This window comes from Ruegeria sp. CK1 (genome assembly GCF_056536545.1).
Window position 1 is genome coordinate 34,357 of sequence record NZ_JBQFPX010000014.1, and the last position, 26,970, is coordinate 61,326.

Genomic DNA, 26,970 nt, shown 5'->3' on the forward strand with positions numbered 1-26,970 from the left:
AAAATGTCATAAACAGTTTTATTACGCAAACAAAAGTGGCTTGAAGGGCGCAAACTTTAATCAAAACGCGCATCAGGAATTAAGGCACCTTTTGCGAATTAGGCCAAAAGATACATACCTCTGACACGATATTGTAATAGTTATGCCCCTTTCGTCGCGTACTGATACTTAATCCTGCTGATCAGTTTACGAGTTTGAATTTAACGAGGGGGTACGAGCGGGGACAGGGGGTGAGCGCCTGACCACCCGGGCTCGCCAATGGACAGAGCAGCTCCCCCCGCCGTTTACAATCAATCAATCTTACTTTTTTGCGCATGCGGTGTGACGCCAAAGCTGGAGCGGTAAACGCGGGAAAAGTGGCCCGGGCTTTCAAAGCCACAGGCCATGGCAACTTCGGTCACCGATGCTTCGGTCTGAAGCAACAATTTCTGGGCGCGCTCCAAACGAAGTTCCATGAAATACTTCTTGGGGGAGGTGTTGAGATATTTACCGAACAACCGCTCCAACTGTCGTGTCGATATCCCCAGATCTTCGGCAATTTGCGACGGTGAGACAGGCGCCTCAATGCAATCCCGCATGATGTGGATTGCGTTGGCCAAATGCGCATTTCGCATGCCATTTCTCGATTGCAACGACACACGCTGCTTGGCCGTGGCATTGCGCACGGCGTTGTAAACCATCTGGTCGGCGACGGCGATAGCCAGCTCTTCACCATGATCCTGTTCGATGAGATGCAGCATCAAATCAGCCGTGGCAGTGCCACCTGACGCTGTAATGTGTTTTTCATCAGCTACAAAGACACTGCGAACAAGATTTACCTCGGGAAAAGCTTCCATGAACGCGTCATGGTATTCCCAATGGATTGCGGCCTGCATCCCGTCCAGAAACCCCGCCTCAGCCAAAAGCCACGCACCCGAGCACAACGCACCTATGGCCGTGCCCCTTGCCCGCTCGCGGCGCAGCATAGCCAGCAGCGACCGCGTGACATGGTTTCGCATGTGAATGCCCGACAACACGAACAACTGATCGGTTTTTGGCAAGGCATCCAAATCGCCATGAGCCAAAGTCACCGACCCGTTCGAACACACCGCCTGTTCCCCATGCTCTGATAGAAACGTCCACTCATAAAGGTCTTCCCCGCTGACCAGATTCGCGATTCGAAGCGGCTCTACCGCGCAAGAGAATGCGAGGTGTGAAAATTCTTCGATCAGGATGAACGTTATATGGCGCGTTTGGCGCATGAGTGCCCCATTCGATTTGGCGTGGTCGGTGATCTATGCTGCACGATTTTTTTCTGTATACAAGTTGTATTTTTTTAGAATACAGAAAGGATACGAAACGCTAAGACGATTCGTATTGGATAAGAGGGGAGTCAGGATGAAGGACGACGCAAAATCCCGCAAAGAGATGCTCAGGGATCACCTGCGAGTGTCGATCCTGACCCTGCGGCTGCAACCAGGTACCGATCTGGACGAGGCCCATCTGTCCGATGAGTTCGGCCTGTCGCGAACACCCTTGCGCGAGGTTTTCCGCCAACTGGCAGGGGAAGGTTATCTGGACCTTCGCACCAACCGCAGCGCGCGGGTATCGGAAATGTCCTACACCACCTTGCGCGATTTCTTTCTGGCCGCTCCAATGATCTACGGCGCAATACTTGGCTTGGCGGCACGGAACGCCTCAAGGCCTCAAATCGAAGCCCTGAAGGATGCTCAAAAGGGCTTTAAAGCTGCAGTTCGCTCTGGATCTGTTGAAGATCGAGCGCTTGCGAATAACCGTTTTCACGATTTGACCGGTGAAATGTCCGGCAACGTCTACCTGTTGCCGTCGTTCAACCGCCTTCTGATCGATCACGCTCGGATCGCAATGAATTTTTACCGGCCACAATTGGCCGGCGCATCCGACAATCTTTCAAAATCCAGTGACCAGCATGACGCAATCATCGCAGCTATCGAGGCGCGCGATGAGGCGGCTGCAACGCAATTGGCCGAGGACCACTGGAACCTGTCACGCGATCAGATCGAACTGTTCGTGATGCCGGATGCGCTGGATGTCCCAATGGGCACCCCACCCCTTTCAAAACCTGCATGAGGACGGAATGAACCCGATTTTCAAGTTTGAGGGGATTTATACCCCTGTAGTGACGCCTTATCACGCTGATGGCAGCGTGAATTGGGACGCTCTGGCGCAGGTGATTGAGTACTTGATCGAGAACGGCGTGCACGGCCTCATCTCGGGCGGTTCAACCGGCGAAAACTATGCCCAGACTGTCGCAGAACGGCTGGAGCTGGCGAAGTTTACCCATGACCAGTTGAAGGGCCGGCTGCCGCTGGTTGTCGGTACCGGTGCAATGTTGACGCCGGACTCGATCGCTCTGGCGTCCGGCGCACGCGAGATCGGCGCGGACGCAATCCTGCTGGCCAGCCCACCCTATTCGGTGCCGACCGACCGTGAAAACGCGTTGAACGCGCTGGCCATCGATAAGGCAGCTGATCTGCCGGTGATGCTGTACAACTATCCGCACCGTACTGGCACCATGATGAATGAAGAGTTCCTTGATCGCGTTGGTCGCAGCCGGAACTTTTGCGGCATCAAGGAAAGCTCGGGCGATATCAACCGGGTGCATTTGCTGGCCCGCGACTACCCGCACATCCAACTGGGTTGCGGCATGGACGATCAGGCGCTTGAGTTCTTCGCTTGGGGCGCGCCGTTCTGGGTGTGCGGCGGGTCAAACTTCCTGCCTGCCGAGCACGTTGCGCTATACAACGCCTGCGCCGTCGAAGGTGATTTCGCCAAGGGTCGCCGGATCATGAGCGCGATGATGCCGCTGATGCGCGTTCTGGAACAGGGCGGCAAATTCATCCAGACCATTAAACATGGCGTGACCATGAACGGGATCGACGCGGGTGTAATGCGACCTCCGCTGAAAGGTTTGAACAAGGACGACAAGCGCGCGCTGGAACAGGTGACGCGCGTGTTGAAAAAGACAATCGCTGACATCGTGGCGGAAGGGTGAGAGACATGGATCTGCTGACACAGGAAGAATACAAATCCATCGCTACGGGCCTGACCATGCCCACTGGCGCTTTCATTGACGGTGCCTACCGACCGGCGATTTCGGGCGAAACGTTTGAGACGGCAAACCCCGCGACCGGCGAGAAACTGGCGAACATCGCGGCTTGCGGCGCAGCGGATGTCGACTTCGCTGTCGAAAAAGCGCGCGAGGCGTTTGACGATGGCCGCTGGTCGAAACTGCACCCTTCGGACCGCAAAGACGTGCTGATCCGACTGTGCAAGCTGATGACCCGCAACGCCCGCGAACTGGCAGTGATGGAGAGTATCGACAGCGGCAAGACCATCTATGACTGCGAAACCGTAGACGTGCCCGAGACCATCCACTGTCTGAAATGGCATGCCGAAGCAATCGACAAGATCTATGATCAGGTCTCGCCCGCCAGCGACGATCACATTGCCATGGTGGTTCGCGAACCGATCGGCGTTGTGGGGCTGGTGCTGCCCTGGAACTTCCCGCTGCTGATGCTGGCGTGGAAGATTGGACCTGCTCTGGCGGCGGGCTGTTCGGTGGTGGTGAAACCGGCGGCTGAAACCACCCTGACCGCGCTGCGTCTGGCCGAGCTGGCGATGGAGGCCGGTCTGCCACGTGGCGTTCTGAACATCGTCCCCGGTGGCGGGGCCGAGGTTGGCGAACCTATCGGGCGTCATATGGACATCGACATGGTGTCCTTCACCGGCTCGACCGTGACTGGCAAACGTTTCTTGACCTATTCGGCAGAAAGCAACGCCAAAGAGGTCGTGCTGGAAATGGGCGGCAAGAACCCCGCCATCGTGATGGACGACGCCGAGAACCTCGACCGCGTGGCCGCGCATGTGGTGAATGGCGCGTTCTGGAACATGGGCGAGAACTGCTCGGCCTCGTCGCGATTGATCGTACACAAGGACGTTAAGGCGGAGCTGCTGGAACGCATCACGCATCACGCCAAACAATGGAATATCGGCGACCCGCTTAACCCGGAAACCCGCATGGGAGCGTTGGTCAGTGAAGGTCACTACAACAAGGTCTGCGGCTATCTCGATCAGGCCGAAAATGTCGTGATTGGTGGTAAGGCTGAAAAAGGCTTTGTCGAGGCTACCGTTGTCGAAGTTCCCGGCAACGACGCCACTCTGGCGCGGGAAGAGATTTTCGGCCCTGTTCTGTCTGTGATCGAGGTATCGGGTTTCGACGAGGCGATCACAATCGCCAATGACACCGACTACGGCCTCTGCGCCTCGATCTTCACCGCCAACGCCAAACGCGCCATCCGCGGAGCGCGGGCAATCCAGGCGGGCACTGTGACGGTGAACAGCTTTGGCGAAGGTGATATCACCACGCCCTTTGGTGGCTATAAGCAGTCCGGCTTTGGTGGGCGGGATAACTCGGTGCACGCGCACGACCAGTATACCCAGTTGAAAACCATCTGGATTGATCTAGCGGATGACGAAGACGAGGCCGTCGATTGACGACACATACTGCAAAACGCCTGCCACGGCAGACAGGCGCGGCAGGATGGAATGCCATCTTGCCGGCCCAACAGGCTTTACCTGAACTGACTGAGGACCAAACCGCTGATGTCACCATTATCGGCGGTGGGTTTGCCGGTCTGGCAGCTGCGCGGCGCCTCTGGCAATTGGATCCGGGCTTGAAGATCATTTTGCTGGAAGCCAACAAATTTGCTGAAGGATCGGCTGGGCGCAATTCGGGCTTCATGATCGACCTGCCACACGATCTGTCCTCGGACAACTATGCGGGTTCTGGGTTGGACGCGGATCGGGCTGCGATCGCGTTGAATCGTCAAGCCATCGCGTTTGCTTCTGAGGTGGCAACCGAATGCAAATTACCGCAGGAAATGTTCGACCCTTGCGGTAAGTTCAATGCGGCCGCAAGCCGGTCGGGCGATCAGCACAATCGCGACTTCGCCGCTCATCTTGAACGACTGGGAGAGCCGCATACGCTGTATGATCGACAGCAAATGCAGGAGATAACCGGCAGCCCGCATTACACGTCAGGCCTCTATGCACCGGGTACGGTCATGATCCAGCCTGCCGCTTATGTCCGGGCGTTGTCATCGCGGCTTACGAAGACTATCAGCGTTTACGAAAATTCCCCTGTGATGAGTTTCGAGAAGCAAGAGAACACCTGGGTCGTTAACTCTGACAAGGCCAGGGTGAAGACAGGGCGCATCATTCTGGCCAATAACGGTCATCTTGAAAGCTTTGGCTTCTACCAGCGTCGGCTGATGCATGTCTGCCTCTATGCCTCGATGACTGAACAGCTAACACCTGAGCAGATCAAAACTCTGGGCGGTCAGTCGCGCTGGTCCGTGACACCCGCAGACCCCATGGGCACATCGGTTCGGCGTATCTCGGGCAGTTATGGTGACCGTATCCTGATCCGTACTTGCTCCAGTTTTCACCCCAATATTGAAACCAGCCAAATGCGGCTTCGAAATGCAGGTCGGGTGCATGATCGCAAGTTTCGCGAACGATTTCCGCATCTGCCCGATGTTCGCATGCAGCATCGCTGGGCTGGGATGCTTTGCCTTAGCCGCAATGGCTCGGCTGCGTTCGGAGAACTTGAAAACGGGGTCTATTCCGCCTGCTGCCAGAATGGCCTGGGTATCGCCCGTGGCACGTTGCAAGGCATGGGCGTTGCCGAACTCCTGGCGCAAGGCGGGTCGGATATTGCCGACCATTTCCTGGCGCAACCATTACCGCCGCGCCTTCCACCAGAACCTTTCGCGTCGTTAGGGGCAAACGCCTATTTAAGCTGGAAAGAATGGCGATCGGGCAAGGAATGAGCTCGACTCAAGGCAGGCTCAGTTTGGCCATCCGTCCACCATCAACGGTGTACACCTGACCGGTGATAAAGCTTGCGTCATCCGAGGCAAGGAAGGCCACCAATGCCGCAACCTCTTCTGGGGTGCCGGTTCGGGCGATTGGGTGGATACGTTTTATGTCCTCCCCAAACGCCTCAGGGTTCGGCATCGAGGCAATGAAATCCAGGTTCAAATCCGTATCAATCCAACCCGGCGCAACCGCATTGCACCGGATGCCCTCGGCACCGTGGTCCACAGCCACCGCACGGGTCAAACCGTGCAACCCGGCTTTGGACGCGCAATAGGCTGCGTGACCGGGATTACTACCCAGCCCTTCGATGGAACCGATATTAACAATCGCTCCGCGCGTTTGCCGAAGATGGGGCAGCGCAGCCTGGATCAGTAAGAAAGGCGCTGTCAGGTTCACAGTGAGATTGCGCTGCCAATCGTCAAGGCTCATCTCCTCGACTGTAGCTTCCTGCATCATGCCTGCATTGTTGATGAGGATATCCAACTGCCCTGCCCTGTCGATGACTTGATCGACCACGGTTTCAAGGCCATTGGGCGCACCGAAATCCACCTCGACACTTTCAAAATCTGGATCAGCTCCACGCTGGGCCGTAAACACCCGCGCGCCATCATCAGACAGCCGATGGGCAATGGCGCGCCCGATGCCGCTGCGCCCACCGGTGACAAGTGCAGTTTTGCCATCAAATTTGGTCATGATACGGGCTTGCCTCCGTTCACTTCCAATAATGCCCCGCAGATATAGCGCGAAGCGTCTGAGACCAGAAACATCACAACGTCGGCAATATCTTCAGGTTCGGCGATGCGTCCTAACGGAACGGTTTGGCCCAACTCGGCAACTGCCGTATCAGGATCGAACCCCCGCTTTTCGAAACCAGATCGCAGCATCGGCGTGTTGACCTCATTTGGACAGACTGCATTGATGCGGATACCCTGATGGGCATGGTCCATGCCCATGCACTGGGTCAGGGATGCAATCGCCGCCTTGGTCATGCAATAAACCGCATGGTTCGGACCGGGCCGCAACCCCCAGCACGAGGCGGTATTCACGATCGCCCCGTCACCCGCAGCCGCCATAATCGGGATCGCGGCCCGGCAGATGCGGAATGGGGCCTCGACATTCACGCCCAGCGAAAGGGACAAGTCCTGATCCGATGTTTCAGTGACCGCACCACGCGTTATAACGCCAGCGTTGTTGATGACGATATCTAAACCACCTAATGCGTCTGCTGCGGCCTGTGGCAGCGCGTCTGCGTACGCACCGTCCAGTAGATCACCGGGGATATGGGCGTCCGCCTCGACACCGTCGACGGTCCGATCAGCAACCGCAACCTTCGCACCTGCTTGTCGAAGGCGCTGCACGATTGAAGCTCCGATCCCGCCCGCTGCCCCGGTCACAAGCGCTTTCTTTCCGTCTAATTCCATCGATCCTCCGAATAAGGTTAAAAAAACCCGCCCGATGATCCGGGCGGGTAAGGTGCGGGGAAACTGCTTAGTAACTCTGGTTCAGTTCATCTGCGGCAGGTATTTCGCGTTCGCGCCGCGCGATGTAATCCAACAAGGCTTCGTTCCTTGCCTCATCAAGTTTGGGTTCTTTGTATTCCGCTAACAAAGACCGAGCGCGGTTCAGGGCACGTTCAGTGATTTCGACACTGCCCTCAGCCTGCCATTGTTCGATAGAGTTGTTGTCGAACAGTTCCGGCATAAAGAACGCGTTCTGGAAGTTGTCCTGCGTATGCGGATGGCCCAGATAGTGGCCGCCTGGCCCGACATCCGGCACCGCCGCGATGGCCTGATCGAAGTCGTGCCATTTCGGCCCTTCAGCCATGCGATAGGCCATGGCGCATTGTTCGGCATCGACGATGAACTTGGCGACAGAACAGTGCATTCCAGCCTCGTTCCAACCCGCGCTGTGCCAGATATAGTTGGCCCCGGCGTGGATCACCGCCTGCAAGGTCGTTGCAGATTCATATCCTGCCTGCGCGTCAAAGGTCTTCGCCCCGCCCAGTGTGTTCGAAGTGCGCCAGGGTACATCATAGTGGCGCGCCATCTGTCCGATCATAAAGTTCATAAGGCTAATCTCAGGCGTACCTGCCATTGGCGCCCCGGACTTCATCGAAACGGTCGACAGGTAGTGGCCGTATATCGCGGGCGCGCCTTTGCGGATGACCTGCGTGTAGGCCAGCGCGCTCAGAGCCTCGGCATTCAGTTGCGCCACAGTCGCGGGCACACTGGCGGGTGTATTGGCTCCGCCCAGAACGAAGGGTGAGCACAAAACCGGTTGATTGCGCCGGCAGAAGGCGCGCATCGCGCCCAGCATGGTTTCGTCCCAGACCAACGGCGAGTTGCCATTGCAATTGCCCGTGGTGACAGGGTGATCCTCAAGAAAATCCTCTCCGAACAGGATCGCGCACATCTCCATTACATCCTCGGCGTTCTTGGGACTGGTGGTCATGCCCATGAATGTCTTGTCCGAGTGTTTCATCGACGAGTAAGTGATGCGCAGATGTCGTTGGCTGATCGGATGATCATAGGGTTCGACAATGTGATGCGCGGAGGAATGCAACGCGGGCATCATGTGGCTGAGCTTGTGGAACATCGCAAGATCGTCAAGCGTCGGGTTCCGGCGCACATCGTCCAGATCACGCAGGAAGGGCGCGCCCGTCATCGGGACAAAGATCGAGTACTTCCCGCCCAACCGCACATTCTTTTTCGGATCGCGCGCGTGATAAGTGAAATCGCTGGGGATGGTGGCGATCAACTCGCGTACCAGCCCTCGGTCCAGATAGACCAGCTCGCCTTCGACCTTTGCTCCGGCTTTCTTCCAGTCTTCCAGCGCGATGGGGTCGCGAAACTGGACACCGACATTTTCAAGGATGTCCATTGATGCGTTGTCGATGCGTTCAACCTGTGCGCCGTCCATCACCTCGCACAATGGGATGCCCCGGGTAAGGCCGGGCAGCATTTCAAAGTTCGGTGCGGTTCGAAGGGCGCGACGGGCCGAGCGTCCGCCTGCTCGGGTCGTGGTTCGGATGTTCATTGGGCAATCCTCCAATCTTGTATTCCAAACTGGGGGATTCGCGGCTTTTGCACCTGACTGAATGCGATATCTGTTTGCAGGAAGCGACACCTGCTCAAGACGAAAAACGCCGCCCCGGTTGGGGCGGCGCTGATGTCTCGATTGAAGCGTGCTTATTCCGCAGCCTGCGTAGCGACGCCATGCTTGTCGCGCTGGCTATCGCGGAACAGGGCTTTGCCCAGAGCAATACACATCAGGCCCATCACCATTGTGAACGGCAGCGCGCCGATGATCATCGCATTACGTAGCGCGTCCATCGGGTTGTTCTCACCAGCGGCAAGGATCAGTGCGCCGATCACAGCGGTCAGGATCACACCCCAGATGATGCGGTGTTTGACGCCAGTTTCCTGACTGCCGCCGGACATAATGGTGTTCATCACCAGAATGCCCGAGTCTGCAGACGTCACCAGGAAGGTCATGATCAGGATCACACACATGACGTTCAGCATGGACAGCAGACCACCATCGATCATGTAGGACAGCGTTACGAACAGCTTACTGGTGTTCGATGCACCGATGATCGCACCTTCAGCAGCACCGGCCAATTCCAGATCGATCGCGGTGCCACCCAGAACGGTCATCCATGCAAAGCAAACCAGCGCTGGTGCGAAGACGCAGCCCAGGATGAACTCGCGCACCGAGCGCCCTTTGGAGATGCGCGCCAGGAACAAGCCGACGAAGGGAGAGAACGCGATCCACCAAGCCCAGTAGAACGTGGTCCAGCCCGCCTGCCAGCCGAACTGGCGGCCTTGCTCACCCGCAGCGTAAGCAGCTGCCAGCAGTTCTTCGTCCAGCTCTGCAGCAGCACCGGACAGTCCTTCGCGGAAGCCTTCAAAGCTGCCCCATGCATTGGTTGCACCGCCCATCAGGTCATTGGCATGGGCCTGTGCTTCGGCAGGCAGAGCCGCCGCGAAGGCATCCGCCGACAGTGGGCCGTAGGCGTTAAAGCTAAGCGACAGGAAGTGCAGGATGTAGTCTATCATCGCCGTGCCATAAGTGGTCATGGCAAAGACGAACGAGCCGAAGACGACGAAGGTGCCCAGCAATATGATCGACAGCACGAGGTTCAGGTTCGACAGGTACTTCACGCCCCGGCCAACGCCGGACACAGCCGAGATGATCGACAGGCTCATGATGACGACCAAACCTGAGATCAGGCCGACCTTACTGGGTGTAGGCACCTCACCGCCCAGATCCATTACCCACTGCATTCCAGTGATCGCATAGACCCCGTCAATGAACTGGCTGACGCCGTAACCGATGGTCACCGACACACCGAGGATCGTTGCAACAACGCCCAGAACGTCGACTACATGGCCGAAAAAGCCGTTGACGAAACGACCGAACAGAGGTGTCAGCGCCGAACGAATGGTCAGAGGCATGTTCCGCGTATAGGCGTAGTATGCCAGCGACAGACCAGTAACGACATAAATCGCCCAGGCATGGAAGCCGTAGTGCAGATAAGTGAAGCGATATGCCGATTGCAGCGCCTCGGGCGAATTGCCCTCGACTGCGCCGGACACGACCACGGGGTTCGATCCCCACAGTCCCAGCGGCTCAGCCGTAGCAAACACCATCAGGCCTACGCCCAGGCCTGCACCGAACATCATGGAGAACCATGAGAAATTCGAAAACTCGGGCTTTTGACCCGGCGTTCCCATGATCCGACGACCGGTGGATGGGATGATGGCCACAATGGCGAGAAAGAAGAAAAACGCTCCTACGATCAGAACGTAAAAACTATTGAAAATCTCAAGCAGCTTGCCATTCAGACTGCCCAAAGTACTGTTCGCATTTGCAGGGAACACGAGTGCCCACAGAACCAGCCCAACCATAATGGCCTTACTGATCAACGCGATGGGAACGCTGTAGTTTTCATAGAAACCGGCATCGGCCGTTTCTATCTCAACATCCGTAAAAGGTTCGGGTACCGACATTTTTTCCTCCGTGTTGACGGTATGCGTTGGGTTGATTCTGCCTAATGACAGGACCCCAATTCTGATCTTTCCTTCGACCCGTTCCTGTGATGCAGCGCATCATTCCTCCGTCGGAACAGGTCCCTGAAAGCCATACCGGGCGCTGTGCCCGGGTTGCCGTCAGAACACGGCAGCTGTTGGTGTGCTTGCCTAGCCCGACGATTTTTTGTTGATCCGGTCAGAACCGACGCATTCTGTAAAATTGCGACACGGCCCGAAAAACGTGATCGACAAATACACCTTCTGCGCAACCAGTTCTGGCCTTCAACTGGAAAAATCCTAATACTCGGATGAAACAGACTCACCCGAACTCTGACAGCGATTCCTGTACCAAAATGTCTCGACGCCACTACAACCTACCGCCGCTTACCACGTTATCCGCGTTCGAAGCTGCTGCACGTCATCTAAGTTTCAAGAATGCTGCCGAAGAACTTTCCGTCACGCCTGGCGCGGTCAGCCACCAGATCAAGGCGCTTGAGGGCGATCTGGACACCACGTTGTTCCAGCGAAAGCATCGTGGCGTTGAATTGACGGATGATGGCAAAGCCCTGCATGAGGTTTTATCGTCGTCATTCGGGCGCATCTCGAAAGCGTTATCCTCGATCCGAGACCGCAAGTCAGATGGCAAGGTCACGGTCGGATCGACAACTGCGGTGGCGGCGTTGTGGCTGTCTCCCGCAGTGATCCGGTTCTGGCGCGACATGCCGGATGTTAACGTAGATCAGCTGTCGCAGGATCGGCCATTTCGCGACCGACCAGATGTAGATTTCTTCATACGATATGGGCGTGATAGCGACCCGGTATTGACGCACACACCGTTGTTTCGTGACCACCTTGTCCCTGTAGCAAGCCCAGAGATCGCAGAAAGACTGGCGGGCGTCAGCCTAGAAGCGCTTGCGGCGGAACGATTGATTCATTTGGCCTCGGAAGACCGAAGTTGGACGACGTGGCCAGAGTGGTTCCAGCAATTGGGGCATAAAGGCACGATCCCGATTGAATCGCGCGTCAACAGTTATTCGGTCGCGCTTCAGCTGGCGCGCAAAGGGGCGGGTCTGGCACTGGGCTGGCAACGGCTGATCCAGCCGATGCTGCAATCCGGTAAGCTGGTGGCCATCGGCCCGCATCACCTGACCGCACCCAATCAATTCTACCTTGTTGGACGCCCGGATGAGGAATTGTCAGACAGCGCCCACGCGCTGAAAGAATGGATCATTCAAGAGGTTCAGGAAGGTTCGGTTTAGATCAGATCACCTTCTGATGAGGATTTCTGGTATTGAGAGGTGACTGCCCTATCCGCCAATAGGAAAAGAAACGCATCCAGCAAACTTTAGGAGAGCCCGATGAACAAGCATAGCACGCTGTCATCCGTACTGGCCGATGTGACCGTCGCCAACGGCCTGCCGAACGAACACTATGTCGACCCGGCCATGTTTGCCGAGGAAAAACGGTCGGTGCTTTATGCCAATTGGTCCGGTATCGGGTTTGGCAAGGATGTGCCCGAAGAAGGCGACGCGAAACCCGTCGATTTTCTGGGCATGCCCCTACTGATTGTGCGCGACCGAGACGGAGAAATCGGCGTCTTCCAGAATACCTGCCGTCATCGCGGGATGATCCTTGTGGACACTCCGCGCAAGATTGGTGGTGCAATTCGCTGTCCGTATCATAGCTGGTGCTACAGCCTTAAGGGCGAACTGCGTGCAACCCCGCATGTGGGCGGCCCCGGTCAGAACAAGCACGAAGACGTCAATCGCGACGACCTTGGTCTGATACGCGTCCGCTCGCATGTCTGGCGTGATGTGATCTTTGTAAACGTAGACGGCAATGCGCCAGAATTCGAAGAAGCTCATGCAGCGCTGCTGGAGCGTTGGAAAGAATTCGAACAGCCTCTGCATCACGGTGGTGAAACATCTTCGTTCAAGTTGGAGGTCAAAACCAACTGGAAACTAGCGGTCGAGAACTACTGTGAAAGTTACCACTTGCCTTGGGTGCACCCCGGTCTGAACAGCTATTCCCGACTGGAGGATCATTACAACATCGAGGCGCGCGGGCATTACTCTGGTCAAGGTACGTTGGTCTATCGCCAGCTGACCGACCAAGACGGTGCGACCTTCCCGGACTTCGAAGGCCTCAGCGATAAATGGGATGAAGGTGCAGAATACGTGGCACTGTATCCCAACGTGCTGCTGGGCGCGCAGCGTGACCACGCATTTGCGATCGTGCTGGAACCCGTGGACCACGAAAACACCGTTGAGCATATTGAGCTTTACTACGCCAAAAGTGTCGAAGATACGCCTCAGCATGATGGTTTGCGTGCCTCCAACGCACAGCTTTGGAAAACCGTTTTCGAAGAGGATGTCTTTGTCGTTGAAGGCATGCAAAAGGGGCGACACGGGGTATTGTTCGACGGCGGACGGTTCTCTCCTGCGATGGACGGACCGACACACAACTTCCATCACTGGGTTGCAACCCAGATCGAGAACGGCCGCAAGGAGTAAATTTTCCAATCGACTGCGCCAGGCGGAAAGCCAATGGATAAGAATGAACTGGATCGTCTGCTGCTCGAGGCCCATGATCGCAACGATCATGCGGCCTTGATCCGTTACTACACGATTGCAGCAAACGAACGCGAAGCAGCAAATGATATTGACGCGGCTTGCTTCTACCTGACCCATGCTTTTGTTTTTGCGTTGGAATTCGGCGCACCCGAAGCAGACGACTTAAATGCACGCCTCGTTACCCACGGGCGGGCGCATAGGCTGGAGTTTTGACACGCGCGCTTTCGCGCGATTCAATCTAGTTAAACTAAGAAGCCTTGTTTTCACACCCAACTCCAGCCTACTGCACCGCCCGGTCTTTCATTCTGTGTTTTAGGGATTGAGAGCCATACCCCTCACGCAATTTCGCAATAACCAACCGCAGATTAGCGCCTGACCGCCGCACTAGTGTTTCTATTTTTCGGGGGGGGTGATGGTAGCGGAGTAGGACTTTGTACCGCCAACGCGCTGATAATGATTTAGGCCAGAGATCACCATAAAGCTCTACGACCTCCCAATTCTAAGAAGCGGTTGATCAACAGTGACCCAGGCAAGCTTAAAGGGTATGATACGCCAGAAATGAACCTTTTATTAATTCAACGTGTTACTCTGATTGCGACGCCCCGAAAGTTGCAATATAAAATCGTTCTTCACTGCTTGATAGACCAAGCCTAAAATCCGCCTTACCTAAACGGTCCTATTGGTACTAACGTCAAATTTTCGAGCCTGCCTCAAGCCCAGTTATTCTCGCAGTTCGACATCTCTCACAAACAGCAAACCGCCTACACGTTGCCTTTGATATTGTTCGCAAATCGTGGCCGGGTGAAAATGAAATTGTCCAATTCGATGTTGCCCAATCCCACACTAAATAGGGGGACAAATGTGTTGGATGTCTCGACTAGGATCAGCGTATTCTGATCTGACATCGGCGGCAGAGCATCTTGATATTGAACAATATTCGCGTCCGTAAGCTTTTCGGTATAGCCGCCGCGTATTGCAGACCAATTCACTGTGTGACTGTTGGAGGCCTCATCGTAAAGTACTAACGAAACTCGAAATTTCAGATCGGCCTTGTTGACCACCATCAAACTGAACATTTCTTCCATCGAGTCGATGTAGGCGTCGTTAATTTCCCGGGTTTCGCGCGAAATTAGGTCGCCGATCGTGTGCGCCGCTTTGATGTTCGAGGCGCTCTGCCTATAGGCTTCGAAAAAAGTATAACCCGCCATGATCGCCCAAAAAAGCATTGGCGCGATGAGGACCGCCTCGACGGAGATTGAGCCGTTTTCCCGTCCTTGGAAACGTTTCAGGCGGCGCATTTGAAATCGCTTGATCATGATACTAACTAGGCTCCTGCACGAACACAGTTGTAGCAGTCAGGGCGTACTGACCCTCATCGTTAACCAGTGTCTTGCCCATTGCGGATGTCGGGAAGACAGGGTTGATCTTCGCGCAGGCCCGAAGAACCATCAACTCGTTCTCAAGACCATTTTGGAAAGATCGCACGGGCCGGGCTTCTTCGGAGAGGTCAGTGCAATCAGGATCAGTGGGCACCGTGATAGTACCGAAGGGATCCTGCCTGATCATCTCCAGACGCATGTTTTCCGTGCAATTTTTGATGAAGCCGGCACGATTGCAGATAAGTGTTTTGATTTCGTCGTGTTGTGGATCGATGCCGGTATTCAGCCGAATGTCGCGCACGGTTAGATCAACAGCACGCTCTAACTGTGCGTGTTTCAATGTGACCATCCCAAGCTCTAACCCCGAAAGAACCATGAACATGATGGCTGGGAAGACAAGTACAAACTCGACGGTCACATTTCCGTTTTCATGCCGGCGGAGCTTGGCCAGAGCGGAAATCAAGGTACGCATCATTGTGTCAACCTCAGCATGCGGACGGAGGAGGCAATCGAAGTGAAGGCATCGGTGAGTTCAACGGCCGGTGCCTCGTAATAATGACTGTCAGAGCTTGCGCAGTTTTTCAGTACGTCTTGTCCACTCGCCGGCGCTTCGACGCTGACACTAAAGACAATCACTCCCTCATCTTTGGCGGCTTTGCACACGTGTTTAGTGCGCTGATCCTTGGCAACCGCATATTTCTTGCTGAATGCCTTGCCTTCCCACTGACCATAGGCGCTATTCGACTGGGTGAAAATGTTGTTTTCGATGTGTTCCAAAGACACGAGGTTCAGCAGTTCAACGTAGGACAACTGCACAGCGTTGCCGGGTTCGGCTTCTTCCACGCATGTCGTTTTATTGCCTTTTCTCGTACAACGCGAGTTTCCATTGCCGTAGGGGTGATCCTGCCAGCTATTGTCGTGCGGCCACCAATAGTTGGGGTTGCCATTTGACTGGTAGACCGAGAAACTATCGGCGTCCTCGTTGTACCAGATATCCGACATGGTGGTGCGCATTGACGGGTTCAGCATGTGCTGATCAGTATTGTCCCCATCGGAAACCAAGATCAGAACCTTTAGAACGTTGCCATTGTAATCCACAGGACGTCCAACAAACGTGTCAGGAACGATATTATCCATGGTGGCAAGGTTAGTTATGACCGGACGTGTGCCGGGATCCAACAGGATAAGACCCCAATTCGCGCCATTGTCCAGGCCTGAGTCTTCGTCCGCCACTGGATTGCTCAATTGGGTGAGACCGTCGACGTAGTTATGAAGCACTGTTTCACTGTTTTGGAACGGCAGGATTGCTGATCCTGCGCGGATTGGGCAGACAGGATGTTCAATCGGCTCTTTTGTCTCGGTATAAGGGTCGAAATGAGCCGTTTGCTCCAGCACTCTGGTCAGAGAAAGATCGGGTTTACTGAATTCGTTGTCGATAAAGTTGACACAGTGCGAGTAGCCGTGGAAGCGGTCGAGATTATAGTATTTCAACAAATCCGCGCCAGCGTTAACCTGACTGGAATATGGGATCAGCGAGAATGAAATCTCGTTGCTCCAGGTCCCGTTTTTCATTCCGATCTGAGTGATGATGCTTTTCGTAGCGCTTTTCAGTGCTGGAAGGTTAATAGAGGTCGACACGTCCATGACAATAGAGATTTCGGCCAAGCCGACGCTTTCCTCGGCAGTACTTGCCGCAGGTGCGGTCAGTGTATCGATGCCGGAAAGGTGCATGAATTGGGTCGGGAACTCGGACATGGCTGTCGCCGACACCTCTCGATAACCAGTGCTGTTGACCACATCGATGCTGGTCACATGTTCCAGCAGGTCCGCTTTTTCCAGGTATGAACGAACGACGGATTTTGGATCTGCCTTTTGATCCAAGTCTGCTGCTGCCAGAACAGATCGGTCAAGCGTGTACTGCAAATCTGCACGCTCGTTCTCATAGCGCATGTAATCTATGCCGATGCCCACAGTGGCAACCAGGACCAAAAACATAAAAAGGGCAAAAATGGTAAGTGAACCGCTCTCGTCACGGCCAAGTTGCCGTGCACCTACCGGACGCAGAATATCGAGCATGGCGTTCTCCGCTAGCATAAATGAATCTGAGGATAAATTAGCGAAGAATTTCGTCTTTATTATGGATCTAAAAGGGCGACAAACTTACCGAAGATAAACTGAATGTTAACTGAAAATAAACAATACTGTGTTCTCAAAATTGATTTTAGGAAAGGAATGAGCTGAATAAGCTGGAAGTAGATCCAACTTAAATGCGGATGCCGCACATTGAATGGAAGGGACTGATTGAATTATACGGCTCCAAGAAACATGCTACTCAAGCTAGAAACCGTAAAGCAACGCTGCTTGTTCTTCCTGCATCAGTCCCATTATGGCTGATACCTCGGCACTAAAAGAGAGTTGAATCAGCGGCTAACGCCTGGATCAAGGCCAACGCAAATCTAAGCTCTATTCAGTGGAAAAATACGATTGGTGTAACCCAAAATGTCACCCAATGCGCATTCGGGCGTAAGAGACCTACGAGAAGATCGCGAACCCGTCTGATGCTTTTAGAATTTCTTGGTATCGGAGGCAGGACTTGAACCCCCGACACGCGTATCATGATTTGCTCTGTGAATTGCATCAGCGCGCCATTAACCTCCAAGTTAATCCAAAACAACTTTTTGGCTTGCCTAGGAATTCACCTCAAAGGTCGCCGTATCGGGCCATTAAAGGCCACACTCAACCACAGGCCTCTTTTTTACCCATAAACAATCCAAACTGAAATCGGATTGTGAGAAAGATTGAGGCAAACTTATCCTTTGAGCCCACCTTCACCGATGCTGCGTGACGCACAATCGGGCGCGAAGCATGTATTGCGATCATTGGATTTGCTTATTTCGACCCAATCCGCCGTCCCTACGATATTTGCAGCGCCGCAGCGGCATAGCCAGCCCCCCGCCACTCCATTTGGCAAATTACACGGGTTTAATTCTTAGTTTGCCATCGCACCTTTGAATTTCCGAAGCATCAATATGTGTCTTGTGACGTCATGGGAACCGGCTGAATAACTGCCCCGTCAACGTCAATCCAAGGGCACACAGAAGCGGTCAGAAACAGCCTTGTTTTGATCACAATGTCGCCCGTTTAAACGGCTCCAAGTCAATGCCAACGTTAGTATCGACGTCAGAATTCGTCAGGTGTCACCCAAAATGTCACCCAGAACAAAGGATCATCGCCACGATTGACGCCAGAACCCGTCCAGTATTTTGATATTGTTAAGAAAATTTGGTAGCGGAGGAGGGACTTGAACCCCCGACACGCGGATTATGATTCAGTCCGGCTTGCCCCGCACCGCGCCACAAGCTGCCCCAGCCAACCACATTAACTATTTGGCTTTGTTAGGATTAAGGTGTGCAGGCGGACACATGCTGCCACAACGCGACACACCCAACCACAGGGTTGTTTGTTACCCATACGCTACCCAGTCCCGAAAGCGGACATTGATTTGCCGTGCAGCGATTTCAAACTTCGAGCCCAATGCAGACATGCTTTGCGGGTGAAGTTCCTGACTAGGCGGTGGCGGTTCTCTAGCCTCGGACATGGGTTTGGATAGACAACGCGGCGGACGCTGCGTTAGAAATCAGAAAGCTCATTGAATGGCTAGTGCGAACGGGCAAAGTCGATATCCGACGTTCGCTGAACCAATAGCTCGGATGCTTCGACAGATAGGTCTAGGCAATATTGAAGAACAGACGGGAAATTCTGTCAGGTATAGGTGTTTTTTGGAGTGCAGGTCTTGCAGCTCCTTCTTTATTGTCTTCAAAGGCGAATGCATCGCAGAAAGTGCTGCGTATTATGCGCTGGAAGAACTTCGTTCCGGCTTATGAATCCTGGTTCAACGACGAGTTCGTAAAAAAATGGTCTCGTGAGAACGATACGGAAGTCGTCGTATCAAACGTGGGCCTTGGCGAAATCGGGCGGCTTGCGCAGCAGGAAGCGAAAGCTGGAGAGGGGCACGATCTGGTGCTCTTTCTGTCTCCACGGCCATCGCTGGAAGATTATACGATTGATCACAAAGACATTCACCTCGAATGCGAAAGGCGATTTGGCAAAGCATACGATTTTGTACGGCAAAGCGTTTTCAATCCGCGCACAGGCCGACACCATGGCTTTGCCGAAAGCTATGCACCGACAGTTGTCACATATCGCAGCGACATCTGGAACGCAGTAGGAACCGTTCCTGACGACTGGGATAAGATCAGAAATGCGGGCCGTGCTGCAAAACTTCTTCACGAAGCGCCGATAGGGCTTAGCCTCGCACCTGAACATAATGCAGACCACAGCCTTCGGGCACTGATGGCGGCTTTCGGATCGTTTGTTCAAAGTGAGGGCGGGCGTCCCGCACTGGTCTCCCCAAATACCCTAGAGGCTCTGAAGTTCGGGAAATCTCTTTACGAAGAAACGATGTCTCCGGAAGTCCTCAACTGGACATCCGCATCCAATAATCAGGCGATGTTGTCCGGCGCCGCGAGCCTGACCATCGACACCATGTCCATCCTGCGCGCGGCAGAAGCAAAACGCCTGCCTGCAGAGCCTTTTCTAACGTTAGCAAAACTCCCCGACGGACCCGCAGGACGCGGTGGCCCGGCCTTTGCCACGAATACGTTCGTCATCTGGCGCTTCGCTCGCAACATCGAAGGCGCGAAAAAGTTCCTGCTGGACTACATCGGGTCATTTCGAGATGGTTTGCTCAGAAGCGGGTTCCAGAACATGCCGGCTTTTCCGGGCGCAGTGTCCGACCTCGACGAGCTGATAAGCCCCCTTTCCGCAGCGAGCGGACGCTACGATGTTCTTTCTCACGTGCCGGACACCCTTACGAACCTTGGGTTCCCCGGCCATTCCAATGCTGCGACTGATGAAGTGGTGAGCCGCCGTATCATCCCTGAAATGTTTGCCCGAGTCGCGAAAGGAACCGCCACCCCACAGGAGGCAATGGATCTGGCCGGAGCCGCGATTGGTTCCGTTTTCGACAGATGGCGAGAATTGGGTAAAATATAGCCAGATCACAGAAGGTTGGGTTCATGCGCATTCGGAACAAGCTGCTTTTTGCTATGACCGTTCCGATCGGCCTTCTGGTTTTACAGATCCTGCTTGTGAACGTGTTCATTCGCGAACTGCAGACCGCGGTGAAGTTCATCTCGTCTGCACATGAGACCATCGAAAACAGTTTTGCAGCGGGAGATTTAGTGACTGATCTGCGCGCAGAAGCAAAACAACTGCCTGTTTCGTTTATGACAGAAAGCGCAGTTCAGGATGACGATGTCCAACCATTCAGGGCCGGCTTCGAACTGTTGGAAGCACGCATTGCAGCTATTATCAGGATCACCGAAAGCCAGCGCACTATGGGGGCCGAGGCAGCCGTTCAAGAGGCTTTTGATCGTGTCCGGGTCGAACTTGAGGCGACAGAAGACTCGCTCTCAGTGGATGCGGCGGATATGGATACTCTGTTGGAACGTGCGATATTTCTGGATGCTGCACTTGTTTCACTATCTGACGCGTTAGAGGCGCTTACCCGCGATTTGCGTGCGGAGTTGCAAAGTGCCGTAAATCGCGAACGGGAAATCCATAATCGCCCGATCTTTGCAGGTATCGCCATCGGTGCTCTTACTGTGATTATGCTGCTGTTTTTCACTTGGCTCGTTGTTGATCGGCATTTTGTTAAACGTTTGAGCAGTCTGAGCCAGTCGATGCTGGCCATCGCCGGCGGTGATCTTCGTGCCTATGTGCCTGAGCCTGCGTCGAGAGACGAAATCGCTGAGATGGCGAAAGCACTGGTTGTGTTCAGAGACACCGCGGTGGAGGTTGAGGAAAACAACCTGCGCCAGGTGGCCGAGGCGCGGCAACGGCTGATCGATGCCATCGAAAGCATTGAAGAAGGGTTTTCGCTCTACGACAGCGAGGATTGCCTCGTCCTTTCCAACCGGCGCTATCAGGATCTCGTACGACCAGACACGAATGAGGCACTCAAATCAGGAGCCAAGTTCATAGATGTCGTCAAAGCAACCGCGCGGTCTGGTCAGATTATTGACGCGACAGATCGCGAGGAAGAATGGATCAATGACAGGCTCCGCCGTCACGGCAACCCGGCGGGTCCTTTTATTCAACATCACAAGCCGGATCGATGGATAGAAGTGACTGAACACAAAACCAGCGATGGCGGAACAGTTGCGATTTACGCTGACATTACGATGCAAAAACGATCCGAACTGGCCCTACTTGAAGCCAAACAGCGTGCAGAGGAAGCAACCGAAATGGTGTCCCAAAAAAACGCGATGCTGGAAGGATTGTCCGCGCAGCTGTCCAAGTATCTTTCGCCACAGATTTATTCTTCGATTTTCAGTGGTCAGCAGACAGTGGAAATCGCTAGTAAACGTAAAAAATTGTCCGTGTTGTTTGCCGACATCGTCGGTTTTACTGAAACTGCTGACACTCTGGAATCCGAAGAACTCACCAATCTGCTCAACAATTACCTTACGGAAATGTCGCAGATCGCGCTCCGAAACGGAGCCACAATCGACAAATACATCGGTGACGAGATCATGATGTTTTTTGGTGACCCGGAAACGCGTGGCGTTCGTGACGACGCGGTTGCCTGTGTGCGCACGGCCGTAGAGATGCAGGTGCGGGGAAAAGAGCTGGAACAAAAGTGGAGAGATCTCGGGATCGAGAAGCCTTTTCGGATGCGGATTGGTATCAACACCGGGTATTGCACGGTAGGGAATTTCGGCAGCGAAGACCGGATGGACTACACGATCATAGGAAACGAAGTGAACCTTGCCGCACGCCTTCAGACGCTGGCCGAACCTGGTAGAATTGCGATTGCGCACGAGACATTTTCCCTCGTTCGCGACCAGTTCCATGCGGCAGAAGCGGAACCGAGGAGTGTCAAAGGCTTTGACAAACCAGTGCGAAACTACCTGGTCGATCTGCCTGAGGATGATGATGCTATCGCGGCGTCAACGCACACGATTTCCCGTCATGGTCTGAGTGTCACCCTGGAAGCGACGAAGATGTCGCCCGACGACCGCGCTCAGGCTGCAAAAGAAATAGAGCATCTTCTTACACTATTGGGCAGCAAGGAATGACAAGCCCCGGCACGCCTGCGGCGAGCTGCAATTCAAATGAAGAAAAGAACGAAAACGCGCGCAAGTGAATGTCGGTTTTGTCCGCACAGTCCGCACGCAGGAGATTACAGACATGAAGAACCGAAAGCTCTACCGTGGTCCCCTATCTTCTCAAATTAGATGTTTTCGCCTCACCGGTGAGAATTTCGCCCACATGTCAACTGGCAATCGGGTTAGAGTAGAGCGACGAAATAGCGTCGCATCAGGAGAGCAAAGCCGCGCGTCATGGCGAAGATACCGTCGTTGAAAAGCATTCAGGCCTTCGAAGCGGCCTGCCGGCATCTAAGTTTCAAGGATGCCGCCGATGAATTATGCGTCACTCCGACTGCCATTTCCCATCAGATCAAATCGTTGGAGGATCAACTTGGGGTGCCCCTGTTTCACCGGCTGACCCGCGCCTTAAAACTGACAGAGGATGGGGCCAACTACGCGCCCCACATTATTGAGGCCTTCAAGAACATCGAAGCCGCCTCCCTCGCGCTGGAGGAAGACGACATTGCGGGCACATTAACAATCTCAACAACCGGGTCCTTTGCCGCCAACTGGCTTAGTCCGCGGCTGCGAGGCTTCTACGAGAAATACCCGGAGATTTCGGTAAGGGTTCTGTCAAGCGATCAACTGGTGGAATTCAAATCCACCGATGTGGATGTGGCCATTCGGTACGGCTTTGGCGATTATCCTGACATCAATGTGGCTTGGGTCTTGAATGACTGGGTAGCCCCTGTCTGCAGCGTGGAAAAGGCTCAGTCACTGAGCTCTCCCGAAGATCTTCTGAAGTCTCGTCTGATCGAATACCAATGGAGCGGGTTTTCCGATGCGGATCCTAGTTGGGAACGCTGGATGGACGCGGCCGGCTTGCAGACCGGTGATGTCGAGCCGTATGTCACCTATTCCGAGGAACACATCTGCTTGCTAACGGCAAGCGATGGTCATGGTGTGGCCCTGGTCAGCCTTTTGGCCGCTGCGCGTTTTCTGGAACGAAATATGCTGGTCGCTCCCTTTGACACTGCATTGAAGAACAAGAGCTATTTTCTTGTCTGCCCGGAAACTTACGCCAATCGTGCACGCGTTCGTGTGTTCCGAGAATGGCTATTGGACCAAGCAGATGAGTTTCGCGACAGCGCTGTCGGTCAAAGATTTTTTGAAGATTAGCGCGTTCGCAACGATCTAATCCGGCGCTTGAATTTTTGTCATTTCTAAATTGCCGAGAAGCATGCGTTTCTAAAACTCTAATCAGGAGTTTTTGCGCATGCAAAGTTTTAGCCTTTCCCAACAGGGACGCGGATGTACTTACGACGGCGTCTCATCTGGAGAAGAAATTTTTAGCGATTAGAGATGGCTGAGGTCAGTTCACTCTATTCAGAATTCTCTTCATTTGTACCTGCGCGCCCCTGGCGTCACCTTTGAATGGTTCATTGCTAACTGACTAGGTGACAAGATGACCACAATCCTGAGAATTGACGCCAGCGTACGCCGCACCGACAACCCTGTTGCGGCCTATAACTCCATTTCCCGCGCTTTGGCGGATAGTTTCGTAGAAGAATGGAAAACGATTGATCCGGACGTCGAAATCATTCTGCGTGACGTCGGAGTGACCCCGCCGGATTTTATTTCCAACGATTGGATTGCGTCCGTTTTCACTGCGGAAGAGGAACGCACTCCTGAACAGAACGCTTTGGTTCGCTTGTCTGATACGCTGATTGACGAGCTCGACCGCTGCGACATCCTGCTGATTTCGACGCCCATGTACAACTACGGCATGCCCGCAGCTCTGAAGGCTTGGTTTGATCAGATCATCCGGATCAATAAGACATTTACGTTTGATTTGGCGCGTGGCGACTTCCCTCTGGAACCGATCATGTCAGGTAAAACCCTGGTGCTGCTGACCTCGGCTGGTGAATTCGGTTTTGAGGACGGTGGGATTCGCAATGATTCGGGTCACCTTTCTGCGCACATCAGCACATTGCGTCAGTACCTGGGAGCAGAACGCATGTTCGAAGCTGCGGCCGAGTACCAGGAATTCGCTGATGAGCGTCACGAAGCTTCGGTCGCCTCAGCTCAGACCCAGGCACGTCACATTGCTCGTGAGCTAGCCTAGTCGCGGGCCAGTTTATGGAAAGTAGAACCTGACGAAATGAACAGGTTCTACATTTCCAGCTGATCACACCTCAAGGTGTGTGAAGCAGTTGGTTGTGTCCTGTGGCCTTACTTGAGTAGTTCAAGTTGCTAATCATACGAAACGGCAGTGAATGTAGTTGTAAACCTTCATTTCGGATTGGCAGACAGTTTAAACCAATCTCTTGAAACAACATCTCCGTATTCGAACTCCAGGTTCGGAGCCGGACTTTGCTGTGCTGCGTTTTAGCGGCAGATTTGTTCGCGTTTCGCCAATTCGGTTTGCGTGTATTTTATTTTCGCAGCGAATTTCCGGAAAGCGGGCTGCAATCGCTGCATCGGACGCCGTCGCTCAAGGTCGGCTCTGGGCCGCTGTTGGAATAGGCGTCATTGCAACAAAAGGCAGCTTAGTCCGCGTAGCAGTCGTTCACGCCGAGTGCAGCGAACGACTGCTTCGAGCCCAAAGCGGGCTGTCCCGTAGATCATCTGAACTACTGCTTACGCAAATACATCATTTTTAGAAATGTTATTTATATATATTCATTATTTTTTTTATTGATTTTGGGCCGTCATATCTGTCTCAGCCGGACCAAATCGGTTCGCACGAAACAACACATCGGAGACAGATCATGAAAATCATCGTCGTAGGTTCAACCGGAACACTTGGCACCGCCGTCACCGCTGATCTCGAGAAAGATCATGAGGTCGTGAAAGTGGGCTTCTCGGAAGGCGACGTTCAGGTGGACATCGCCGATATCGCATCGATCAGGGCGATGTTCGAACAGATTGGTCCGTTCGACGCTTTGGTTTCAGCCACCGGCGCAGTTCATTTCGGCCCGCTAGGAGATATCACGCAGGATGAATGGCAGCTTGGGCTCAACAACAAGCTCATGGGCCAAATCAACCTGGTGATGGAGGGCGCTAAACACATCAGTGACGGTGGGTCATTCACCCTCACCGCAGGTATCATCAGCAAGGATCCGATCCGTTATGGCGCAGCGGCCACGACTGTGTGCAGTGCGCTGGAAGGATTTGCAGCTTCGGCGGCGTTGGAGTTGCCGCGCGGCATTCGCGTCAACGTCGTAAGCCCAACAATCCTCGAAGAATCGGTCCATCTATTCGGTGCCGCCTTCGCCGGTTTCGAACCTGTTCCCGCAGCCGTTGCGGCCAAAGCATTCCGCAAAAGCGTGGAAGGCGCAAAGAACGGTGAAACCCTTTATGTGCAAGGACGGACCTGAGGTCTGGTCATGCGCATATCCCAATCGAAACCAGACTGCCAAATCCGGGCCTCTATCGGGCTCGGATCCAAACCAAATGATGGAGTATTCCCCATGCATTTCATACCCGTCAAATACACCCAATACACCTTCTACTTCTTCATGGCGCTGCTCATGTCAGGTTTGATGTCGCTGGTTGTCACAACCATCAACCTTGGCTTGGTTCCCGGGCTGCTCCAGGCCTGGCTGAATGCCTGGATTGTTGGCTTTGTGGCGGCCCTTCCCGCGATCATGATCGTTACGCCAGCCGTAAGGAAGATCGTGGGCCAGCTGGTTGTGGAGAGCGATTAAACAACCTCACCAAGTTCAGCCGTTCACGACGGTGCCATCAGGCTCTTGAGAACGCTCCGCAGCCAAATGTTTCCTTGATCCCGGTCAACCCGTTTGTGCCAGAACATGCTGAGTATCGGACCCGGGACAGGAATTGGAGTCGGGCGCGCCACGAGCGCGCCTGACTCAACCAAAGACTTCACGTTTACCGAAGGCAGAACACCTACGAGATTGCTTTGCGACAGCACTTTCGTGGCACTCGCGAAATTGTTGATTGTCATGGCGACCTTGCGTTGCAAACCATGCTCGGCAAGGACCATATCGGTATAGCCAAGTGCGTCTCCTGAAAGCGATACCAGCAAGTGATCTGCCCCTACAAAACGCTCAAGCGTGAGCGCGCCTTTCGCAAGAACATGGTCGGGGTGCATGACGCAAACATAGTCGAGCTCAAGCAGGAACTCACTTGTGTCCATCGGCGGCATAAGATCGTTCGCGCCAATCAGGACGTCCACCGTCGCACTGGCAAGTACGCTTTCGCCATTGGCAATAGTGTACGGCACTGTTTGCACAGCGACCCCCGGCGCATCTTGTTCGAGACGCTGGCGCAGGTCAGCCCAAGCCATATCTACCATCAGGTCTGTCGCAGCGATGCGGAACACCCGATGTGATGTGGCAGGATCAAATCCCTTTGGATTGATGGCGTCGTCGATCTCTTCCAATGGCCGTTGCACCTTTGCCCAGAGGTTCTGGGCAAAGAGAGTGGGCCTGATGTTTCGGCCATCCTTGATGAAGAGATCGTCCTTCCAGATCGCGCGCATCCGCCCTACGGCATTTGAGACTGCCGGTTGGGTAATGTTCAGCCTATCCGCCGCGCGCGTAATGGAGCCCTCAGTCATTATGGCATCAAAAATTACGAGAAGACTGAGGTCTTGGCTACGCAAGGCGAACTCCCTAACTCCGATGATACTATTTGCATGTGCTAGGAAAGGCCATCACACGGCATACCACAAATCAACTCGTCCTCGTTAACAGGCAGAACGAAAGCCGACATTGCCATAGACTCCGATAACGACCGCTTAGTCCCGCGTTGCAGAACTTGGCGCGTCTGAGCCTAAGGTTCGAGTTTCCCTGTAGCCGTCGTGACGGCATAAAAGCGGGCATTTCAACAGTGCCGTAGACGATGCGCGGGTACTCGACTAGGTTTCGACTATGACACACAAACCAACTCGCCGCATTGCGGT

General features: G+C 54.2%; 22 protein-coding genes. 13 read left to right on the forward strand and 9 right to left on the reverse strand.

Translation table 11 applies throughout. From position 1 onward, the window contains the following. Positions 1-290: 290 nt before the first annotated feature. Positions 291-1,241, reverse strand: a complete 951-nt coding sequence (locus tag ACR0L3_RS19950) for a GlxA family transcriptional regulator (RefSeq protein ID WP_480747536.1) — start codon at positions 1,239-1,241, stop codon at positions 291-293. A gap of 136 nt (positions 1,242-1,377) precedes the next feature. On the opposite strand from ACR0L3_RS19950, the gene ACR0L3_RS19955 reads away from it, so the two are divergent. The 4 genes from ACR0L3_RS19955 to ACR0L3_RS19970 are packed head-to-tail and all read left to right on the forward strand — an operon-like array spanning position 1,378 to position 5,852. Then, a complete protein-coding gene (locus tag ACR0L3_RS19955) occupies positions 1,378-2,088 on the forward strand; it encodes a GntR family transcriptional regulator (RefSeq protein WP_480747537.1) in 711 nt (236 codons plus the stop codon). A gap of 7 nt (positions 2,089-2,095) precedes the next feature. Continuing rightward, positions 2,096-3,013: a dihydrodipicolinate synthase family protein gene (locus ACR0L3_RS19960; RefSeq protein ID WP_480747538.1), complete on the forward strand. Its 918-nt coding sequence runs from the start codon at positions 2,096-2,098 to the stop codon at positions 3,011-3,013. Between the two features lie 5 nt (positions 3,014-3,018). Then, positions 3,019-4,515 (forward strand): aldehyde dehydrogenase, encoded by a 1,497-nt coding sequence (locus ACR0L3_RS19965; RefSeq protein ID WP_480747539.1) that lies wholly within the window; start codon positions 3,019-3,021, stop codon positions 4,513-4,515. Continuing rightward, positions 4,512-5,852, forward strand: coding sequence for an NAD(P)/FAD-dependent oxidoreductase (locus ACR0L3_RS19970; RefSeq protein ID WP_480747540.1), 1,341 nt, complete (start codon positions 4,512-4,514; stop codon positions 5,850-5,852). Before ACR0L3_RS19965 ends, ACR0L3_RS19970 begins: the two co-directional genes overlap by 4 nt. 7 nt (positions 5,853-5,859) lie before the next feature. On the opposite strand, the gene ACR0L3_RS19975 is transcribed toward ACR0L3_RS19970, so the two are convergent. The 4 genes from ACR0L3_RS19975 to ACR0L3_RS19990 form a co-directional block, all read right to left on the reverse strand. Then, the gene (locus ACR0L3_RS19975) at positions 5,860-6,594 is read right to left on the reverse strand and encodes an SDR family NAD(P)-dependent oxidoreductase (RefSeq protein ID WP_480747541.1); all 735 of its coding nucleotides are present in this window, start codon (positions 6,592-6,594) and stop codon (positions 5,860-5,862) included. Continuing rightward, positions 6,591-7,322 (reverse strand): SDR family NAD(P)-dependent oxidoreductase, encoded by a 732-nt coding sequence (locus ACR0L3_RS19980; protein ID WP_480747542.1) that lies wholly within the window; start codon positions 7,320-7,322, stop codon positions 6,591-6,593. Before ACR0L3_RS19980 ends, ACR0L3_RS19975 begins: the two co-directional genes overlap by 4 nt. Positions 7,323-7,389: 67 nt before the next feature. Further along, on the reverse strand, positions 7,390-8,937 hold the full coding sequence (locus ACR0L3_RS19985; RefSeq protein ID WP_480747543.1) for a trimethylamine methyltransferase family protein: 1,548 nt from the start codon (positions 8,935-8,937) through the stop codon (positions 7,390-7,392). Between the two features lie 152 nt (positions 8,938-9,089). Further along, positions 9,090-10,913: a BCCT family transporter gene (locus ACR0L3_RS19990; RefSeq protein WP_480747544.1), complete on the reverse strand. Its 1,824-nt coding sequence runs from the start codon at positions 10,911-10,913 to the stop codon at positions 9,090-9,092. Positions 10,914-11,242: 329 nt separating this feature from the next. On the opposite strand from ACR0L3_RS19990, the gene ACR0L3_RS19995 reads away from it, so the two are divergent. From ACR0L3_RS19995 to ACR0L3_RS20005, 3 genes are all read left to right on the forward strand, one after another. After that, a complete protein-coding gene (locus ACR0L3_RS19995) occupies positions 11,243-12,193 on the forward strand; it encodes a LysR substrate-binding domain-containing protein (RefSeq protein ID WP_480747545.1) in 951 nt (316 codons plus the stop codon). 99 nt (positions 12,194-12,292) lie between these two features. Then, the gene (locus tag ACR0L3_RS20000) at positions 12,293-13,447 is read left to right on the forward strand and encodes an aromatic ring-hydroxylating oxygenase subunit alpha (RefSeq protein ID WP_480747546.1); all 1,155 of its coding nucleotides are present in this window, start codon (positions 12,293-12,295) and stop codon (positions 13,445-13,447) included. 33 nt (positions 13,448-13,480) lie between these two features. Continuing rightward, positions 13,481-13,720 carry a hypothetical protein gene (locus ACR0L3_RS20005; RefSeq protein ID WP_480747547.1) on the forward strand — a complete coding sequence of 80 codons (240 nt, stop codon included), beginning with the start codon at positions 13,481-13,483 and terminating at the stop codon, positions 13,718-13,720. A gap of 548 nt (positions 13,721-14,268) precedes the next feature. Here the strand turns inward: ACR0L3_RS20005 and ACR0L3_RS20010 are convergent. From ACR0L3_RS20010 to ACR0L3_RS20020, 3 genes are read right to left on the reverse strand one after another with little or no spacing between them, the layout of a single operon-like run. Further along, positions 14,269-14,823, reverse strand: coding sequence for a TadE/TadG family type IV pilus assembly protein (locus tag ACR0L3_RS20010; protein WP_480747548.1), 555 nt, complete (start codon positions 14,821-14,823; stop codon positions 14,269-14,271). 4 nt (positions 14,824-14,827) lie between these two features. Continuing rightward, positions 14,828-15,361 (reverse strand): TadE/TadG family type IV pilus assembly protein, encoded by a 534-nt coding sequence (locus ACR0L3_RS20015; protein WP_480747550.1) that lies wholly within the window; start codon positions 15,359-15,361, stop codon positions 14,828-14,830. Continuing rightward, the gene (locus ACR0L3_RS20020) at positions 15,358-16,962 is read right to left on the reverse strand and encodes a TadE/TadG family type IV pilus assembly protein (RefSeq protein ID WP_480747552.1); all 1,605 of its coding nucleotides are present in this window, start codon (positions 16,960-16,962) and stop codon (positions 15,358-15,360) included. Before ACR0L3_RS20020 ends, ACR0L3_RS20015 begins: the two co-directional genes overlap by 4 nt. 1,662 nt (positions 16,963-18,624) lie before the next feature. Here ACR0L3_RS20020 and ACR0L3_RS20025 point away from each other — a divergent pair. The 6 genes from ACR0L3_RS20025 to ACR0L3_RS20050 all read left to right on the forward strand — a co-directional run bounded on the left by ACR0L3_RS20025 (position 18,625) and on the right by ACR0L3_RS20050 (position 25,750). Then, positions 18,625-19,941 (forward strand): ABC transporter substrate-binding protein, encoded by a 1,317-nt coding sequence (locus ACR0L3_RS20025; RefSeq protein WP_480747553.1) that lies wholly within the window; start codon positions 18,625-18,627, stop codon positions 19,939-19,941. A 23-nt stretch (positions 19,942-19,964) separates the two neighbouring features. Then, positions 19,965-22,028 carry an adenylate/guanylate cyclase domain-containing protein gene (locus tag ACR0L3_RS20030; protein ID WP_480747554.1) on the forward strand — a complete coding sequence of 688 codons (2,064 nt, stop codon included), beginning with the start codon at positions 19,965-19,967 and terminating at the stop codon, positions 22,026-22,028. Between the two features lie 264 nt (positions 22,029-22,292). After that, positions 22,293-23,219 carry a transcriptional regulator GcvA gene (gcvA, locus tag ACR0L3_RS20035; protein WP_480747555.1) on the forward strand — a complete coding sequence of 309 codons (927 nt, stop codon included), beginning with the start codon at positions 22,293-22,295 and terminating at the stop codon, positions 23,217-23,219. Positions 23,220-23,505: 286 nt separating this feature from the next. Beyond that, positions 23,506-24,165: an FMN-dependent NADH-azoreductase gene (locus ACR0L3_RS20040; RefSeq protein WP_480747556.1), complete on the forward strand. Its 660-nt coding sequence runs from the start codon at positions 23,506-23,508 to the stop codon at positions 24,163-24,165. Between the two features lie 646 nt (positions 24,166-24,811). Continuing rightward, a complete protein-coding gene (locus ACR0L3_RS20045; RefSeq protein WP_170517861.1) occupies positions 24,812-25,420 on the forward strand; it encodes a short chain dehydrogenase in 609 nt (202 codons plus the stop codon). 93 nt (positions 25,421-25,513) lie between these two features. Then, entirely contained in the window at positions 25,514-25,750 is a 237-nt protein-coding gene (locus ACR0L3_RS20050) for a DUF2798 domain-containing protein (protein ID WP_480747557.1), read from the forward strand. A gap of 23 nt (positions 25,751-25,773) precedes the next feature. Here the strand turns inward: ACR0L3_RS20050 and ACR0L3_RS20055 are convergent, their stop codons facing one another. After that, entirely contained in the window at positions 25,774-26,670 is an 897-nt protein-coding gene (locus tag ACR0L3_RS20055; protein WP_480747558.1) for a LysR family transcriptional regulator, read from the reverse strand. Positions 26,671-26,970 lie beyond the last annotated feature (300 nt).

Excerpts from the sequence above, each read along its gene's own strand:
- ACR0L3_RS19950 (WP_480747536.1), bottom strand. The coding sequence starts at position 1,241 with ATGCGCCAAACGCGCCATATAACGTTCATCCTGATCGAAGAATTTTCA.
- ACR0L3_RS19955 (WP_480747537.1), top strand. The coding sequence starts at position 1,378 with ATGAAGGACGACGCAAAATCCCGCAAAGAGATGCTCAGGGATCACCTG.
- ACR0L3_RS19960 (WP_480747538.1), top strand. The coding sequence starts at position 2,096 with ATGAACCCGATTTTCAAGTTTGAGGGGATTTATACCCCTGTAGTGACG.
- ACR0L3_RS19965 (WP_480747539.1), top strand. The coding sequence starts at position 3,019 with ATGGATCTGCTGACACAGGAAGAATACAAATCCATCGCTACGGGCCTG.
- ACR0L3_RS19975 (WP_480747541.1), bottom strand. The coding sequence starts at position 6,594 with ATGACCAAATTTGATGGCAAAACTGCACTTGTCACCGGTGGGCGCAGC.
- ACR0L3_RS19980 (WP_480747542.1), bottom strand. The coding sequence starts at position 7,322 with ATGGAATTAGACGGAAAGAAAGCGCTTGTGACCGGGGCAGCGGGCGGG.
- ACR0L3_RS19985 (WP_480747543.1), bottom strand. The coding sequence starts at position 8,937 with ATGAACATCCGAACCACGACCCGAGCAGGCGGACGCTCGGCCCGTCGC.
- ACR0L3_RS19990 (WP_480747544.1), bottom strand. The coding sequence starts at position 10,913 with ATGTCGGTACCCGAACCTTTTACGGATGTTGAGATAGAAACGGCCGAT.
- ACR0L3_RS19995 (WP_480747545.1), top strand. The coding sequence starts at position 11,243 with ATGAAACAGACTCACCCGAACTCTGACAGCGATTCCTGTACCAAAATG.
- ACR0L3_RS20000 (WP_480747546.1), top strand. The coding sequence starts at position 12,293 with ATGAACAAGCATAGCACGCTGTCATCCGTACTGGCCGATGTGACCGTC.
- ACR0L3_RS20005 (WP_480747547.1), top strand. The coding sequence starts at position 13,481 with ATGGATAAGAATGAACTGGATCGTCTGCTGCTCGAGGCCCATGATCGC.
- ACR0L3_RS20010 (WP_480747548.1), bottom strand. The coding sequence starts at position 14,823 with ATGATCAAGCGATTTCAAATGCGCCGCCTGAAACGTTTCCAAGGACGG.
- ACR0L3_RS20015 (WP_480747550.1), bottom strand. The coding sequence starts at position 15,361 with ATGATGCGTACCTTGATTTCCGCTCTGGCCAAGCTCCGCCGGCATGAA.
- ACR0L3_RS20020 (WP_480747552.1), bottom strand. The coding sequence starts at position 16,962 with ATGCTCGATATTCTGCGTCCGGTAGGTGCACGGCAACTTGGCCGTGAC.
- ACR0L3_RS20030 (WP_480747554.1), top strand. The coding sequence starts at position 19,965 with ATGCGCATTCGGAACAAGCTGCTTTTTGCTATGACCGTTCCGATCGGC.
- gcvA (WP_480747555.1), top strand. The coding sequence starts at position 22,293 with ATGGCGAAGATACCGTCGTTGAAAAGCATTCAGGCCTTCGAAGCGGCC.
- ACR0L3_RS20040 (WP_480747556.1), top strand. The coding sequence starts at position 23,506 with ATGACCACAATCCTGAGAATTGACGCCAGCGTACGCCGCACCGACAAC.
- ACR0L3_RS20045 (WP_170517861.1), top strand. The coding sequence starts at position 24,812 with ATGAAAATCATCGTCGTAGGTTCAACCGGAACACTTGGCACCGCCGTC.
- ACR0L3_RS20050 (WP_480747557.1), top strand. The coding sequence starts at position 25,514 with ATGCATTTCATACCCGTCAAATACACCCAATACACCTTCTACTTCTTC.